Consider the following 14597-nt stretch of genomic DNA (forward strand, 5'->3'; position numbering starts at 1 on the left):
CGAAGCGGTCCAGATTCACGGTGGCGCTGGGTTCGTCAACGACCACGACGTCGAACGTCTCTACCGCGACGCCAAGATTACGCAGATTTACGAGGGGACCACGGAGATTCAAAAGACCATCATCGCCCGCGAACTGCTCGGCAAGGGCTTCTAACCCCAACCACGCCGCAGTTCGGGACGTACCGTTAAGCCACTCGAACGTCAATTTTAGAACATGAGTGTCCGCGACAGCGACGCGCCCGAGTTCACGTGTGAGATGTGCGGTGACCACTTCGCCACCGAAGAAGAACTGAAAGACCACGTCTGGGAGTACCACGAGTTAGACGGCGACGTCCCACCGTAACGGAGTGTTCGGACTGACCAATTGCCACTTCGACACCGGGCGGAACGTTTTATCCTCACCGCCCCTAGTTCGGGAGTGACATCATTCGACGCAGTCCTGTTCGACCTCGACGGGACGCTCATCGAGAACGACCAGTCCGGTGAGGACATCTACGCCGGCGCGTTCGCCGCCGCCGATGCCGACCGCTTCGGTGACCCATCCGACCTCTGGTCGGCGCTCGACGGCCCGCCCGACCCCGACGACCCCGAGTCGTATCTGACGACCGGATTCGAGCGAGTCGCCACGAAGTACGGTCGCACTGTCGACGCCGAGGCACTGGCCCGTGGGTTCATCGAGACGGTCGACCACACGGCCGTCTCGTTCCTCCCCGGTGCCAACGTTGCCCTCGACGCCGCACGGACGCACGCGCACGTCGGACTCGTGACGAACGGTCCCGAACGTCGTCAATCCGTCAAACTCGACGCGCTAGACCTCGCCGACGCGTTCGACGTGGTCGTCTACGCAGGCGACATGCCGCGTCGAAAACCGCACCCCGACCCCTTCGAGCGAGCGCTGGACGAACTTGACGTGGGCGCGCACGCGAGTCTCCACGTCGGAAATTCGCTCGAATACGACGTCGGTGGCGCACAGGATGCCGGACTCGACGCAGCGTGGTGCCCAGACGACCCAGACAGTGACTTCGACACGGGGACGTACTCGCCGGAGTACGTCCTCTCGTCACTGCACGAATTCACCGACATCCTCGGCTGAGTGGTGTCGTTCCGACGAACATTTCCGGCACTCGAACCGATGACTGATTCGATGGACGACGTGGTAGCCGTGTTGGCACACGAGTTCCCGAACCGCACTGTCGCGTCGACGACGCCAGCGCGACGCGGGAACCACAAGGAGACGACGATAGTCGACTTTGTCGACGGTGACGCAGTCGTCGTCCAACTCTCGACAGACGAGGAGGCGATTCATCTCGAAACCACCCTCGCACGAGCAGTTGGAAATCGGACCTCGATTCCGGTCCCGCGAGTCCTCTCGACGGGGACGATTGCCGACCGTGGATACGCAGTCGTCGAACGGGCGTCCGGTGAGGAACTCCACGAACAGTTCGTTCACCTCGACGAGAGAACGCAACAGGACGTCGCTCGAACGTTCGGCCGGGGCCTCGGAGAGATTCACGACTCATTCACACTCGACGGGTACGGCGCGGTCACCGCGGACACCGGAGGCGAGAGTCGCGTCGAGTTCCGCGCCGTCGAAGCGACCGACTGGGAGACGTGGTTCTCGTCGTACGTCCGCGCGGGCATCGAGGCACTGCCACCAGCCTTCGACTCGATTCGCGACGCACTCTCGGCGGCAGTCGACACCGCATCTGTGCCCGAGGACCCACCGTCTCGTCTCTACCCGTGGGACCTCAGACCGGGGAACGCCCTGGTCGGGTCGGACGGGGTTTCTGCCGTCCTCGACTGGGGGAATCCACTCGCCGCCGAACCGGCACTCGCCGTCGCGAAAGTCGAACACCTCGTCGCCGACTGGTACGTCACCGACGGCACGTCGCTTCGGCGAGCGTTTCGTGATGGCTACGAGACCGTTCGACCGTACCCGACTGTCGAACCAATCTACCGAATCGCGGCAGTTCTCAGGTCGGCAGTCGATTCGGCCGGCGAGGTGACACGGCCGGGGTACCCAGAACAAACTGGGACGCGCGCGGTGTCGTTCCATCGGCGACGCCTCGAAGATCTGTTGTAGACGCTGCGTGCGCCCGAATCGGGCGCGTCACTCGTCTCTGGCAGGCACGTCGTCCACGTTCGAAAGAATGTGTGCCGATACGAACTACTAATTTGGAGTGCGTGGTAGGGTCACGCATGGTCCGAGAAGATGGTAAGCGAAATTTCGTCCTCGTGGAGGACGACGGCGAAGAGACGAGCGTGTTCAGCGGTCGATATCCCCGACAGGCGGCGTTGAAGGCCGCGCGACGACTGCACCCCGCGCCGAGTCGCGACGAAGTCGACGGACACGCGACGCTCAGACTCCGCGAGCGAGGAACAGACAAGGTCCACATCTACGAAGGGTGGGCGTGGACCGAAGCGAAAGGTGACGACGCCCCAGAGTGGATGGACGACTACGTCACCCGTTCGAACGTGTCGAAACAGGGTATCGAACACCTCGACGAGTAGACTCATCCCCGGTGGCACCCGCGACGGGTGTCGTTTTCAGTCCGGCGCGTGAGCGGATGCTATCCCACAGAGCCGTCAGAACGGAGCGTCTTGGTCGGCGAGTTCGACGACCCACTGATTCTGCGACGTGAGAAGCTTCTCATCAAGGTACCACTTGTGCTCGGCGTCGTCGACGATTGGGCGCGTCACCAAGTGCGTCTTGTTCGTCACGCGCGACAGCGGCAACGCGTGGTTGTCGAGGAAGCCGAATCGTTCGAGAACCGACGTCGGGAGCGACGACCCACTCACGCGAATCACGTCTACGTCTCGATGGTCACCGACGACAGCGTCGAGTAAGACGACCAGTGCGTCGATATCCGGGTCGGCGTCCGCCGGTGGAAGGACGCTCATCAGCGCAGTTGCGGTGAGGCCGTCCGTCCGCCGAGTAGACGCGACCAGACCGGCGATTGGGTGGCCTTCCCGTCGCGCCACGTACGAGACAGTGTCCCACTCGGGGTTTCCGAACCGCCACGCGAAGAATTTCCTGTCTTTGACGACGTGAATGTGCTCCGGAGTGTTCTCTTCGTACAGTTCGGTGAACAGGCCGACAGGGAGTTCGTCGTATCGTTCGACGTCGACACTCGTGTCTCCTGTCGCAACTCCCCGGCGGATTCGGTTGTGGGCTTTGGCGAGTGCCGTCGCGATTCGAGATGCGACGGGAGCAATCGAATCTGGAACCGCCCCGTCGAGCACTGCGACGGGTCGCTGAAGACGGAACCACGTCGGCACTGTCCCGACTTCTTTCCAGCCGAGTTTCGTGAGCGCAGGGAGTGCAGGGGCCGTCGGGAAGTTGAAGAAGAACTCGGCGTCGCTGTCTTCGTAGTGGTCGATTGCGCTGGTCAACGTCCGACTGAAGAGGCCGTTCCGGCGGTGGTCCGGGTGGACCATCGCGTTCGCCGGTTGGAGTGCGAGGGCCGTGGAGTCTCCCGCGGCGATTTTGAAGGGTAAGAACGCAGTGGCACCGACGACGGTGCCGGTGTCGTCGACTGCGACGAATATCGGAATCTCGTCCAGGTACGGACTGTTGTACCGCCACTCGAAGAGCGCCGTCGACGGGTGACCACCGTAGGTGAGTTCGTGAAGAGCTAAAAATCCGTCCAGGTGGTCCTGAGTGAACTGCTGGATGCGATATCCATCAGTGCGTTCCTCCTGTCGAGGAAGATGACTCATATTACACCGATATTCGCAGACTGTCTGTATTGTTATACAATCGTTATCCACAGCATGGGTACAGTAGGTCTGCTCACACGGGAGCGAGGCCATACTCCGACGACAGCCCCGGGTTCCGTGCTCTCCTCAACCGGGTATGTCGCTCCTAATCCGGTATCGTCTGGCACGTGGTACAGACACGTTCTTCGGACCCTCACATGCCTGAATAGACGGGTGACACGAAGTGCCGCGTCGCAGTTCGGTGACTGAACGCCCCGACGACAGCCAAGACCACTGCGGCGATTCCAACGAGCAGAGTCGTCGCGAACATGTACCCCACGCGTGCCCACTGATTCGGCGTCGCCACGTCGCCGCTCAGAGACCACGTCCGAACGGGCCTCGACGGACTGCATCTGGAGTGACGACCCACAGCACTCAGAGCCTGTTCTCTACGACGGGACGACTGTCACCGACCCGAGGCCCCTCGTTTATGCTGTCACACGCCCTATTTGAGACGGTCTAACAAAGAGCTCTCAGTGAGTACGGAGTTCTGAGCTGACCGTATCGAAGCCGCGCAGCGAGTATTACGGGAGAACACCGTCGATGAACGACCACGACAGCGACGACGAGAACCACCTGAACGAACAGCAACTAGAGAAACTTCGCGGGGACCTCCGAGCGTTTCACGACTATCTTCAATCGCGGGCGGCGCAAAACGTCGCGCAGTTCGCGTACTCTATCGACGGGCGGACGTTCCACTACGAAGCGCCGCTGTCACTTCCCATCCCGGTCGGGAGTTACGTCCAGATAGCGACGGACGACGACCAGCACTATCTGGGGCAGATTATCACGAAAGCGGTCGTCAAGCGCGAGGGTGCAGAACTGGGTCTCGAACTCGACATCCAACGAGATATCTTTCCCGAAGGCGTGAACATGTCCAGTGTCACAGACCGGTTGCGGGTCTCGGCGTTGGAAGGAACTGGCGTCCTCCTCGGGACCGTCACCGCAGATTCGATTGCTCCGACGTCGAACACGGACACGTTTCAAACTGCCACGTTGGACCGAGCAGACGCCGCGCTGGTGAGTCGATACTTGGCTGGACCGCGTCGAAATGCGAGTCTCCCTATCGGACAGGCGCTGTACGTGGACGGAGACGCAACGGTCCGACTCGACGCAGGAGGGTTCAATCGGCACACCTTCCTCTGTGGACAATCCGGGTCGGGAAAGACGTTCTCGCTCGGTATCGTCCTCGAACAGTTACTGCTCGAGACCGACCTGCGAATCATCGTCGTCGACCCGAACTCTGACTTCATCGGTCTGGACGAACCACGCCCCCGCGAGGAAGTGAATCGGTTCCGTTCGGACCCGCTTTCGCCCGAGGCGTACGACGAGTTGGTCGAGCGCTATCGAGAAGCGACCGACGGGTTGCACGTCTATCGGCCGAAGACGGTGGCGGACGAGGACGACGACGTGTTACGGGTTCGCTTCGGTGACCTCAGTCGAACCGAACAGGGGACAGTCCTCGAACTCGACCCACTCGACGACCGCGAAGAGTTCAACACGTTCTGGCACGTCCTCGACGGCCTCGACGACCGAGAGTACTCGTGGGACGAAGTACAGGACGCAATCGCGCACAACTTCACGGCGGAGGCCCGCCAACTCGGCCTGCGTATCGAGAACCTCGGGTTGGCAGACTGGGACGTGTGGTGTTCACCCGGCGAATCGTCGCTCGTCGACACGCTCGACCGGTCCGATTGGCGCTGTCTCGTCCTCGACATCGGGACGCTCGGGTCGGCATCCGAGAAGAGGGTCGTCACCAACGCCGTCTTGACGCACCTCTGGCGGGAACGGAACCGACGCCGGCCGACACTCGTCGTCGTGGACGAGGCACACAACATCTGTCCGCAGGAACCGGCGGACGACTTACAGGCGATTTCGACCGACACCTCGGTCCGTATCGCCGCAGAAGGCAGAAAGTTCGGACTGTACCTCCTGCTTTCGACCCAACGGCCGGGAAAGATTCACGACAACATCCTCTCGCAGTGTGACAATCTGCTCTTGATGCGCATGAACTCCCAGTCCGACTTGGACCACCTCTCGGCTATCCTCTCACACGTGCCCGCGAGTCTCCTCGACGAGGCGACGAAATTTGGATTGGGTGAGACGGTGTTGGGAGGGAAGTTCGTACAGAATCCGACGTTTGCGAAGTTCGAAGGCCGACTCTCGGTTGAAGGTGGGAGCGACGTTCCGTCGACGTGGGCGAAGCGTCGGGAGTGAGCGTCCCCCAGTTCGGCCACGACTGCGGTCGATTACTCGTCGTGCCCCGTGTCGTGGAGTTTTCGTGCCTCTTCGAACGTCGTGGTGATCCACTCGCCACCCTCTTGGAGTTTGATTTGAACCATCCCGTCTGGGATATCCACGTCGACCGTTCGGGAGTGTTCCTCGACGAGGTGCTCGGCGTATTGCGTCAGCGCAGCGTCCGCTGTGGGGGCAATCGCCTGCCACGAACACCCGGGATGCGGGCAGTGCTTCATTCTACCTTCGGCTCGACTGGATAGTATTTGAGCCTTCTTCTCCGCGTGTCTTGTGGGATGTTTTGATTTTCGTGTGATGTGTCGGGGATGGTTCGTGTGTCAGTTGCACTCAGCTCGAACGACTCTCAAACGGCCCAATCGGTCGGTTCACGCCCACGGCGCTGCAATACCCGTGTCCTCCTTCCGCAACGTGGATGTCCCCCGTTCAGTCACCGATACTACGGCTCCCTTTCTTCGTCTGAAATCGCATGCGGGCCTACGGATATACCAGTGGTATCTTCCGAAAGCTATTACACTCCCCTGTCTGGTTAGTTTGCTTGAATGTCTAGTTCTGAAACAGTAGACGCTCAATCGAGTCACGAAGCCATCACCGAGTTCGCGATGTCCCTTCGGGGCGATTTCGTCTCACAAGACGATGAGAGCTACGACGAGGAGCGTTCCGTGTGGAACGGGCTCGTCGACAAGTATCCAAGACTAATCGTTCGTTGTCAGGGTGTGGCAGACGTGAGTACGAGCCTCACGTTCGCAGCCGACCACGACCTCCCATTCTCGGTTCGCGGCGGTGCGCACAACCAAACCGGGAGTTCGACGGTCGACGACGGACTCGTTCTCGACCTCGCAGACATGAACCACGTCCACGTCGACCCGGACGAGCGCGTCGCACAGGTTGGACCGGGGTGTCGCGCTCGCGACGTTCTCATCGAGTCTCAGCACTATGGGCTCGCGACACCGACGGGAAGTGCCGGCGACGTCGGGATTCCGGGGTCGACGCTCGGTGGCGCAATCGGGTGGATGCGCCGCAAACACGGTCTCGGTATCGACGCGCTCCGATCAGTAGACGTTGTAACGCCTGACGGTGAACTCGTCACCGCCAGTGAAGACGAGAACGAAGACCTGTTCTGGGCAGTTCGCGGTGGCGGCGGGAACTTCGGTGTCGTCACCAACTTCGAGTTCGAACTGTACGAAGTCGGCCCCATCGTCGCGGGTCTCGGCGTCTTCTACCCCGGTGAACAGACCGAGGAAGTCTTCGAGGCGTATCGTGAGGCGGCAGCAGACGCGTCGGACGAGGTGACGACCCTCGCACTGAAGAGCCACGTGCCGAACCTCCCACCGATGCCCGACGAACTCGTCGGAGAGGACGCGGTTGCGGTTCTGGGGTGTTACATTGGAAGTCCCGAGGACGGGATGGAGGCGCTTCAGCCCTTCCGTGAACTCGTCGACGAGCCGTTGCTCGACATGAGTGAACCGATGCCGTACCTGATGTTGCACCAACTGGGAACGATGATGTTCCCCGAGGGCCGGAACTACTGTCATCGGTCGTGCTTCGTCGATGATCTCTCCGACGACGTCATCGACGCTATCGTGGACCACGCGAACGAGGCCGAGTCTCCACTCTCGGGTGTCGGCGTCTGGCAGATGGGGGGTGCGATTAGCGACGTCGGTGGCGACGAGACGGCGTATCCGCACCGCGACGCGGAATACATGATTACTGTCGAGGCGAACTGGGACGATGGCGAGGATGACGCGAACGTCGAGTGGGCACGCGACGGTGACGACCTGTTCCGAAGCCTCGGTGGATACGGTGCCTACGGTGGCTTCACTGGCGTCAGCACCGAAGGGAGCGAAGAGACCGTCGAACGAGTCTACGGTGACAATTTCGACCGTCTCTCTGAGATCAAGGCCCGGTACGACGAACAGAACGCGTTCGATAACACCGTCAACGTCACTCCCTCAGAAGAGTAGTCTTCTACTGAGGAGAGACCTTCATCCGCCTTCGATACTGGTTCCTATCGATTTGAGACTGATTTTGAAGACGATTGGGGGTGATGGACGCTGCAGGATTTGAACTTCACTCGCAGCGAAGCTGCTCGCTAGTTCAATTCCTTCGCGGAGATGATTCTCCGCTCACGTTGTTCGCGGAAGAATCATGGGCGCTGCAGGGGTTCGTAAACCGGGGTATATAAACTGCCTCTTGCGTTCTCATTTGACTAACTCCCGTCATTTTACCACGGCAGGTGATTCCGGCGTTGTTCAGCACGCTCGCGCTCGCCGCGACGGTCGTAGTGCTTATCGAGCACCGCGTCGCTGGCGTCGAGGCGATCGGAGACGACTCGTCGAGGGACTTCCTCGCGGCGGTAGAGCGTCACCACCCCCTTCCGAACGTCGTGGGGAGACCGAGACGAGGGACACTTACTGACGTGATTGATCTCCACCGCTTCGCACGTCGAAATCTCCCGATTGTGTGGACACTCCTTGCTGTACCAGCAGGGGCGAGTCACCGAGTACACGTCCTGCCGAATCGCGCTCGCTGAAATCCGCCCGTTGTACGTCGTCAGTAGCGGTTTCCGACCGAACTCGTCAGTTGCTTCGACGCGCGGACCCTCGATGTACGCCTCGAGCATCTTCCCCACGCGGTCCGAGATGGAATTGTACCGTTCGCCCCGCTCACCGTTCTTGATAGGAGTTCCTTCATTTGGCCGGTGGACGTAGCGAACCGTCGGTTTCCGCCCATCGAGGTCGAGGTCGCGCAGGTCGAGGCCACGAATCGCACCCATCCGAGCGCCGGTTTCCCACAGCAGCGCGAATTCGACGTGTTTCCGCGAGGCGTAGTGATAGCGATAGAGGTAGTCGAGAATCGCAGTCGCCCGGTCCGGTTCGAGCGTCGAGTCACTCACGTCGTCCGTCCCGGAAATCTTCGGCAGGGCAACGCGCTCGTAGAAGTCACCCGGCACAGCGTTCACGTCAGCACAGAATCGGAGGAACGCGCGGAGAGTCGTCAGCTGCGATTTGAGCGTGACTGGAGCGATTGGCTTCGGTTCTTCGCCGTCGTCGACGTCGAAGTTTCCTTCGCGCCGCCACACCCGGAACCGGTACAGGTCCCGACCGTTCAGGTCGTTCAGGTTGTCGATGTCGCTCTCTTCGCACCACTGGACGAACGCGGAGAGTCGATACTTGTGAGATTTGAGCGTCCAGTCTGCGAGTTCGTCCCGGCGAGCGTCCAGGTACATCTGGACGGCCAGCTCGGGTTCGAGCGGTTCGAGTTTGCTCATCGAACCACCTCACATGAGGTTTCACTTCCAACCGGTTCGCTACGCTTACAGTGGGGGTTTGCCAATCGAATCATGGTCTCCATTATGGGGCCACGGTCCGGGTCGGGGGCGCTGCTTTTGGTAGGGTACGCGCTCCCGAAGGGGACCGTCAGCCAGTCTGACTGTTTCAGCCGTTTTAGTAAAAGGTCAAGCCATGTATGCAGAGTGAAAGTAAACGTTTGAGCGAAAGTGAAACTGGTCTCTTTCGTCAAGTCGGTGCGCGGTCGCCGTCGTAGGGGTTGAATACCCCGAGTCGTGTAGGTGAACATGCTTCCGTACCTTGATTACGGGAGCCATCGCGGGTCGGTGTTCCAGCACCGGGTCCGCTTTCTGACGAACCTGAAGACAGTCAGGGTCGCGTATAGCTTCCGTTGAGCGTTACCTCACAGCACAAGTACAAAAATATTCTCACTAATTAGTGTATCTAACCACATTGATTAATCCAATCATTCAATCACATAGGCAAGTGTAAGAAGTTGGGTTCTGAGAACATTCCATGCGCAAACCGGGAGATTGGATGCAGATGCCAATCGACGAGAGAATCTTGGAAGCTCTCGATTCATCTGGGATGATTCTCTCCCCCGCAGTCATAGCGAAGAACATCGACAAGACCCGCTCGGAAGTCAACAGGCGGCTATCTATTCTCGTTGAACAGGGTTTCGTCACGCGAGTCGAGCGGGGATACTACGAAATCGCAGACAGAGGTAGTGAGTATCTTTCTGGCGATCTCGACGCCTCCGAACTCGACGACGAAGAGTAAGCACCCACCACCCTTACCCGTAAAGGGGGCGGGTGGATGGGTGGGATGAGGTTCTAAATTTGTCTATGTAGGCCGGTAGAGGTCCTCAGCAATCGTGTAGATATCTGCCTTCGTCATAAGTTTCTCAATTCGCTCATTTGTTTCAGAGGTGGATAGACCGAGGTTCTTCCCCGCTTTATGAATCTCATCGAGAGGTACACCACCAGAATGTTCTTCATTGAGTTTTCGAATACTTTCAAGCAAATTTTTTGGCTGTTTGTTTTCACGATTCAGGCGACCTGTCTCAACAATTTCACCATCGAAAGAGCCAGTTTCAGGATCAACGCCCAGATCCCTTAGAGAGTTTTGAACCAGTTGAATTGCTCTCTTTGCGTCACCTGCCGAAGCTTGAGTAGAAAGGCTAAGACGTGCATGAGCAAGAGAAAATCTCACGAGCGATTCTTGTAAGCGAACAGTACCAACGCTCCCCCCAAGGCCAGAATCTTCAAGCTTTGTCACCAGTCCTTCGACATACTTTTTAATTTCTTCTCTTGCTTCAGTTGAAAGAGAGGGACTGTTTGAACGTGCAAAAGAGATGTATTCGCGCGCAATAGAGGGAGGAAGAGGTTCTTCGCTCGTTTCCAATTCCGAAGCTGATTTCGTGACATTTGTCATAGACAAATCGACAGCTGCAGTTACCGCAGGTGTCAAATCAATCTGCTCGCCGATGGGCTCATACTGGTCAAATGTGCCATACTTGGGGTTCTTGGCGATAAGGACGGACCCCGGAGCATCAACAGTACCTCTGAATTTAGATTTCGTAATCGAATATTTTCCAGTGTCAAGGATTTGTTGAAACGCATTCTGAAGCTTCGTACTTGCCGAATCCATCTGTTCGATTACGGTGAGTTCTACATTTTCATCGAGCAACGGGCCTGGCGAAAGATTTCCACCAGTTACGTTACCAATGGCACCTGTGGGTGATGTTTTTGTACCATTCAGATGCGCGGTCTGTTGAGGTGCAAGGTCGATGACAGCAGAGATGAAACGAGAAAGATTCGCTGTTGCATCGGATATTATAGCAAGGTGTATGTTCCCTCGGATATCCTCACCGAGTCCTTGTTCAATAGCAGGGGCACCGACAAGTTGTAGAGTTACTGCGTGAACGACTTTCCCATCAATATCTGGTCGATCAAGTGTCACTGCAATCCGTTCAAACATATCGTAACTGGTGGCCATCTGCTCAAAATCATCTGGCCCGTATTCTCTTTCAGATGTCATACGTTGACCAGATGGCCCGGATAAATAGCATTTTGTGTGGATGAACGCTGACGACAGTGTCAGCAAACGGTGTTAGTATTTGAAAGTGGATCGCAAAAGCAGGATTCTCTGAATACTGTCTATTCTTCCTCGGCAAACTCAAGATTCGAGTGCTTGTACGTGTAGAGCCTGATATTCTGGTCGTAGCAGTACGACGAATACAGTGCCGGATGAATATCGCGCCATTCGCCGGGACCTTCGTCGAGGCTGGACGGGAACGCGACACTGACTGCTTCACCGTCCATCTCCTGTCCGTACGCCCCAGTGTTCTTCTCCGGTGGGAGCACCTCGACGACGACCGCGACTGATGCATCGTCGTCGCCCTTCTTTTTCACGCGGTCGCCGGGCGAAAACGGATTCTCCGGCTTCTGGTTCATGTACGCCGTGTTCGGACCGAGGTCAATGAGTTCGTTCATCGGTCGTGCTGCGAGGTGATCGAGTTTCTCCGGTTCCTCGCCGGAGTACTTCTCCTGCGATGCCGCTTTAGATTTCAGCGTCTCGATTCGCTCCCAACCGAGCATTATCAGACTGTCCTCGTTGTCTCGATGCCAGACCATCACTATGATATCGTCGTCTGGGTCGTTGTCGAGGAGGGTTTCGGGGAGGAACGCCGACACGTCGCGCGAGGTCTTCACATCGACTTCGTAGCCGAATACTTCGAAGTCGTACGGCGAGAAACTCTCCGGGTTGCATCGCCGCATCGGTTCTTCGTTCTTCCATTCCCAGAGGTCAACCGGGAGGTATTCGCGGCAGAACTGCTCAAATGCGAGTTCTCCGAGGTTTCCGATTCGCTTTACATCGAGGTTCTTTCGATCTTGGACCTTCGCCTGGTGATTGGCGCGCTGATAGTCGATTTCGGAGGGAGTGTATCGGTACACTAATTAATGGACATAATGACATTCTATTAAACATTCCTTATTTGCTAGTATTATCGGCAGAAAAGAGCCGGGAAGAGAAAACTAATTTTTCAATCTGAGAAAATTAGAAGTTACGTAGGCCGATAGATTTCACCTCTGGGTTCGTATACATCTCCCTTCATTTTCAATGCTTCAAGCCCATCAATTGTAGTACGTTCATCGATTCCTGCCTCCCGTGCTTTTTCCAAGACAAACTCGTGAGGTACTCCTTCTTCGAAAGCATCAACTTCCGACCGAATCAACATGAGGAGAAATTCTTCGTGTGCTTCTAATTCTAAAGATATTACATCGCCTTGTTCAGAACCGAATTCACCAGTCTCTGGATCGAAACCAAGCGATGTAAACGAATCATTGACCAAGTCAATTGCTCTTTGAGCATCAGACTGGGTCACTTGTTCGGAAAGTTGAATTTTAGCATGGGCATTTGAAAAGCGAATGAGGGCTTCATGCAATCGAGATATGCCGAATGGGAATGAAGATCCTGAGTTGTCAAGATTGGACTTCAATTCTCGAATGTAATTTCTAATTTCCTCTAACGCAATGTTTTCTACGCCCGGATGAACCGAGTGAGCATAAGAGATATACTCTCGAGCAAGGTCCATAGGAAGACGATCCAGATCTGTTTGTTCAGATGATTTTCCGTTCCCGAAATTGACGATGGGAAGATCAACACCAGAGACAAGAGATGGTGTGAGGTTGAGTTGGTCAACAACCGGTTCGTATTCATCGAAATTACCATACTTAGGTGTGAGACCAATTAGAATCGAGCCAGGAGCATCAACAGTGTCGCGATAATTGGCCTTCGCGAATGAATACTGTCCACTATCCATGACCTGCTGGAAAGCATTTTGAGATTTTCCTCGAGCCGAATCAAATTGTTCGATTATTGTGAGACCTACCGACTCGTCAATTATTGGTCCAGGTGTGAGAGTTCCACCAGAAACACTTCCGACAATGCCCGCAAGCGACGTGCTTGTGCCATTGAGACGGGCAGTTTCCTGTGGTGCAATCTCTACGACCAGTGAAAGGTACCGAGACAAATTGGCTGTCGAATCAGAGATGATTGCCAAATGAATGTCTCCACGTACTTCCTGACCAGGTATCAGTTCATAACTGGAAGAGCCTACAAGTTGGAGCAAGACAGCGTGAGTAACTGTTCGTCCAATTGAAGGTCTATCCAACGTAGTTGCAAGCCGTTCAAACATATCATAGTTGGTTGCCAACTGTTCAAAATCGTCATAGGAATACTCGCCCTCTGATGTCATATAACAAATAATAATTTGTGTGATTATAATACTTTCCGTCATATCTGACCATGATGAAAATCGAATATCAGGCTGTTAGATTGTAGTTCCAGAATCGATTAGCAGTTCATGGAACTCCTCCCAGTCTTCGAACTGCTCCTGAAACAAATCACTCGGTAAGTCCCACGCCCACGGCGCAGCATCGTCCGGGTCGTACTTCTCCAACGTCGGTTCGAGGTTTACGAGCGAGCCACCGAACAGCTCGCCAGTCGGCTTGTCAGCATCGTCAGGCCAGTCGCGGTAGAACGTCACCTCATCCTGCGCCGTCTTGTAGAACGAGAGCGTCGAGAGACGCTTCTGTTCAGGATGGACGTCTTTTCCAGTGTGACCGATTGCGCCGACGGACTCGACGCCGAGTTTCGAGAATCGCTTGATTGCGGGGGTCCACTGCGAGGCCACTTCTCGCCGGTACGTCCGGGCGTCGAAGTGCGTCGAACCTTCGTCGATAGTCACCGTCTTCGGTCGGTCACGATGGGTGAGCAGCACGTCCATTAGGTCGTACATCGACCGAACCACGATGTCCGCACCGTCCCACGTGCCGACGTTCGAGATTACCAGGAGGTCATCTCCCCAGTAGGCCCGCGCGAGGTCGCCGTTCAGCAGGAACATCGTGTTCGTCTTTCCTGTGTTCGGGTTCCCCGCGCCGGTAATCGTGGTGAGACCACCGCCGTTTTCGAGTTCGTCGATTAGTCGAAGTGGGAGCGTCAGTGAACTGGCGTCGAGGTCCTGTTGGGTCACGCCGACGAGGTACGAGAGCGCGGTCGAGTGCGACGATTGGATAGCGCGGGTTGCGGCTTCCGTCCGCAGCGACGAATCAACGAGTTGACCGAGCGAGGTTTCAGCGAACGAGTCGGCGAGGTCCTCATCGTCCGTGAGGTCGAGCGAGTTCAGGAACGACAAGTTCGCGTGGTCTCCTTTCGAAACCGGCAGTCCCGCGTGGTCGAGGAGACGATGGTCTCCGTCGATGCGTCCCTGTACTTGCTCGTACAGTTTCG

Annotated in this window: 15 protein-coding genes; 8 read left to right on the forward strand and 7 right to left on the reverse strand. The window is 56.9% G+C overall.

Going from position 1 to position 14597, the window contains the following annotated elements; genetic code table 11:
- The 5 genes from AUR66_RS20980 to AUR66_RS19990 form a co-directional block, all read left to right on the forward strand.
- On the forward strand, positions 1 to 154 hold a 154-nt coding region (locus AUR66_RS20980), incomplete at its 5' end, for an acyl-CoA dehydrogenase family protein (RefSeq protein ID WP_269432630.1).
- 60 nt (positions 155 to 214) lie between these two features.
- Positions 215 to 343 carry a hypothetical protein gene (locus AUR66_RS23125; protein ID WP_269432629.1) on the forward strand — a complete coding sequence of 43 codons (129 nt, stop codon included), beginning with the start codon at positions 215 to 217 and terminating at the stop codon, positions 341 to 343.
- A 75-nt stretch (positions 344 to 418) separates the two neighbouring features.
- Positions 419 to 1093, forward strand: a complete 675-nt coding sequence (locus tag AUR66_RS19980; protein ID WP_058573859.1) for an HAD family hydrolase — start codon at positions 419 to 421, stop codon at positions 1091 to 1093.
- Between the two features lie 51 nt (positions 1094 to 1144).
- Entirely contained in the window at positions 1145 to 2083 is a 939-nt protein-coding gene (locus AUR66_RS19985) for a phosphotransferase family protein (RefSeq protein ID WP_058573869.1), read from the forward strand.
- A gap of 116 nt (positions 2084 to 2199) precedes the next feature.
- Positions 2200 to 2511: a non-histone chromosomal MC1 family protein gene (locus AUR66_RS19990; protein ID WP_058573860.1), complete on the forward strand. Its 312-nt coding sequence runs from the start codon at positions 2200 to 2202 to the stop codon at positions 2509 to 2511.
- A gap of 75 nt (positions 2512 to 2586) precedes the next feature.
- Here AUR66_RS19990 and AUR66_RS19995 read toward each other — a convergent pair whose 3' ends face one another.
- Positions 2587 to 3720: a GNAT family N-acetyltransferase gene (locus AUR66_RS19995; protein ID WP_058573861.1), complete on the reverse strand. Its 1134-nt coding sequence runs from the start codon at positions 3718 to 3720 to the stop codon at positions 2587 to 2589.
- 582 nt (positions 3721 to 4302) lie between these two features.
- On the opposite strand from AUR66_RS19995, the gene AUR66_RS20000 reads away from it, so the two are divergent.
- Positions 4303 to 5976 (forward strand): ATP-binding protein, encoded by a 1674-nt coding sequence (locus AUR66_RS20000; RefSeq protein ID WP_058573862.1) that lies wholly within the window; start codon positions 4303 to 4305, stop codon positions 5974 to 5976.
- Between the two features lie 32 nt (positions 5977 to 6008).
- On the opposite strand, the gene AUR66_RS20005 is transcribed toward AUR66_RS20000, so the two are convergent.
- Entirely contained in the window at positions 6009 to 6233 is a 225-nt protein-coding gene (locus AUR66_RS20005) for a hypothetical protein (RefSeq protein WP_058573863.1), read from the reverse strand.
- A 321-nt stretch (positions 6234 to 6554) separates the two neighbouring features.
- On the opposite strand from AUR66_RS20005, the gene AUR66_RS20010 reads away from it, so the two are divergent.
- Entirely contained in the window at positions 6555 to 7976 is a 1422-nt protein-coding gene (locus AUR66_RS20010; RefSeq protein ID WP_058573864.1) for an FAD-binding oxidoreductase, read from the forward strand.
- A gap of 260 nt (positions 7977 to 8236) precedes the next feature.
- Here the strand turns inward: AUR66_RS20010 and AUR66_RS20015 are convergent, their stop codons facing one another.
- Positions 8237 to 9283: a tyrosine-type recombinase/integrase gene (locus AUR66_RS20015; protein ID WP_058573865.1), complete on the reverse strand. Its 1047-nt coding sequence runs from the start codon at positions 9281 to 9283 to the stop codon at positions 8237 to 8239.
- A 535-nt stretch (positions 9284 to 9818) separates the two neighbouring features.
- On the opposite strand from AUR66_RS20015, the gene AUR66_RS20020 reads away from it, so the two are divergent.
- Positions 9819 to 10082 carry a winged helix-turn-helix domain-containing protein gene (locus AUR66_RS20020; RefSeq protein WP_082682305.1) on the forward strand — a complete coding sequence of 88 codons (264 nt, stop codon included), beginning with the start codon at positions 9819 to 9821 and terminating at the stop codon, positions 10080 to 10082.
- A 63-nt stretch (positions 10083 to 10145) separates the two neighbouring features.
- On the opposite strand, the gene AUR66_RS20985 is transcribed toward AUR66_RS20020, so the two are convergent.
- The 4 genes from AUR66_RS20985 to AUR66_RS20035 form a co-directional block, all read right to left on the reverse strand.
- The gene (locus AUR66_RS20985) at positions 10146 to 11342 is read right to left on the reverse strand and encodes a minichromosome maintenance protein MCM (RefSeq protein ID WP_082682306.1); all 1197 of its coding nucleotides are present in this window, start codon (positions 11340 to 11342) and stop codon (positions 10146 to 10148) included.
- 119 nt (positions 11343 to 11461) lie between these two features.
- Positions 11462 to 12259 (reverse strand): hypothetical protein, encoded by a 798-nt coding sequence (locus tag AUR66_RS20025; protein WP_058573867.1) that lies wholly within the window; start codon positions 12257 to 12259, stop codon positions 11462 to 11464.
- Positions 12260 to 12369: 110 nt separating this feature from the next.
- The gene (locus AUR66_RS20990) at positions 12370 to 13563 is read right to left on the reverse strand and encodes a minichromosome maintenance protein MCM (protein ID WP_197409894.1); all 1194 of its coding nucleotides are present in this window, start codon (positions 13561 to 13563) and stop codon (positions 12370 to 12372) included.
- Positions 13564 to 13638: 75 nt separating this feature from the next.
- Positions 13639 to 14597 (reverse strand): hypothetical protein (locus AUR66_RS20035; RefSeq protein ID WP_197409895.1); only part of this gene is annotated, 959 nt, incomplete at its 5' end.

The sequence above is a fragment of the Haloferax profundi genome, from assembly GCF_001469865.1.
In the GTDB taxonomy this organism is placed as follows: Archaea; Halobacteriota; Halobacteria; order Halobacteriales; family Haloferacaceae; genus Haloferax; species Haloferax profundi.

Coding starts and splice junctions, on each gene's coding strand:
- AUR66_RS20015 (WP_058573865.1), bottom strand. CDS start 9,283: ATGAGCAAACTCGAACCGCTCGAACCCGAGCTGGCCGTCCAGATGTAC.
- AUR66_RS19990 (WP_058573860.1), top strand. CDS start 2,200: ATGGTCCGAGAAGATGGTAAGCGAAATTTCGTCCTCGTGGAGGACGAC.
- AUR66_RS20990 (WP_197409894.1), bottom strand. CDS start 13,563: ATGACATCAGAGGGCGAGTATTCCTATGACGATTTTGAACAGTTGGCA.
- AUR66_RS20010 (WP_058573864.1), top strand. CDS start 6,555: ATGTCTAGTTCTGAAACAGTAGACGCTCAATCGAGTCACGAAGCCATC.
- AUR66_RS23125 (WP_269432629.1), top strand. CDS start 215: ATGAGTGTCCGCGACAGCGACGCGCCCGAGTTCACGTGTGAGATGTGC.
- AUR66_RS20985 (WP_082682306.1), bottom strand. CDS start 11,342: ATGACATCTGAAAGAGAATACGGGCCAGATGATTTTGAGCAGATGGCC.
- AUR66_RS20000 (WP_058573862.1), top strand. CDS start 4,303: ATGAACGACCACGACAGCGACGACGAGAACCACCTGAACGAACAGCAA.
- AUR66_RS20005 (WP_058573863.1), bottom strand. CDS start 6,233: ATGAAGCACTGCCCGCATCCCGGGTGTTCGTGGCAGGCGATTGCCCCC.
- AUR66_RS19985 (WP_058573869.1), top strand. CDS start 1,145: ATGGACGACGTGGTAGCCGTGTTGGCACACGAGTTCCCGAACCGCACT.
- AUR66_RS19995 (WP_058573861.1), bottom strand. CDS start 3,720: ATGAGTCATCTTCCTCGACAGGAGGAACGCACTGATGGATATCGCATC.
- AUR66_RS20020 (WP_082682305.1), top strand. CDS start 9,819: ATGCGCAAACCGGGAGATTGGATGCAGATGCCAATCGACGAGAGAATC.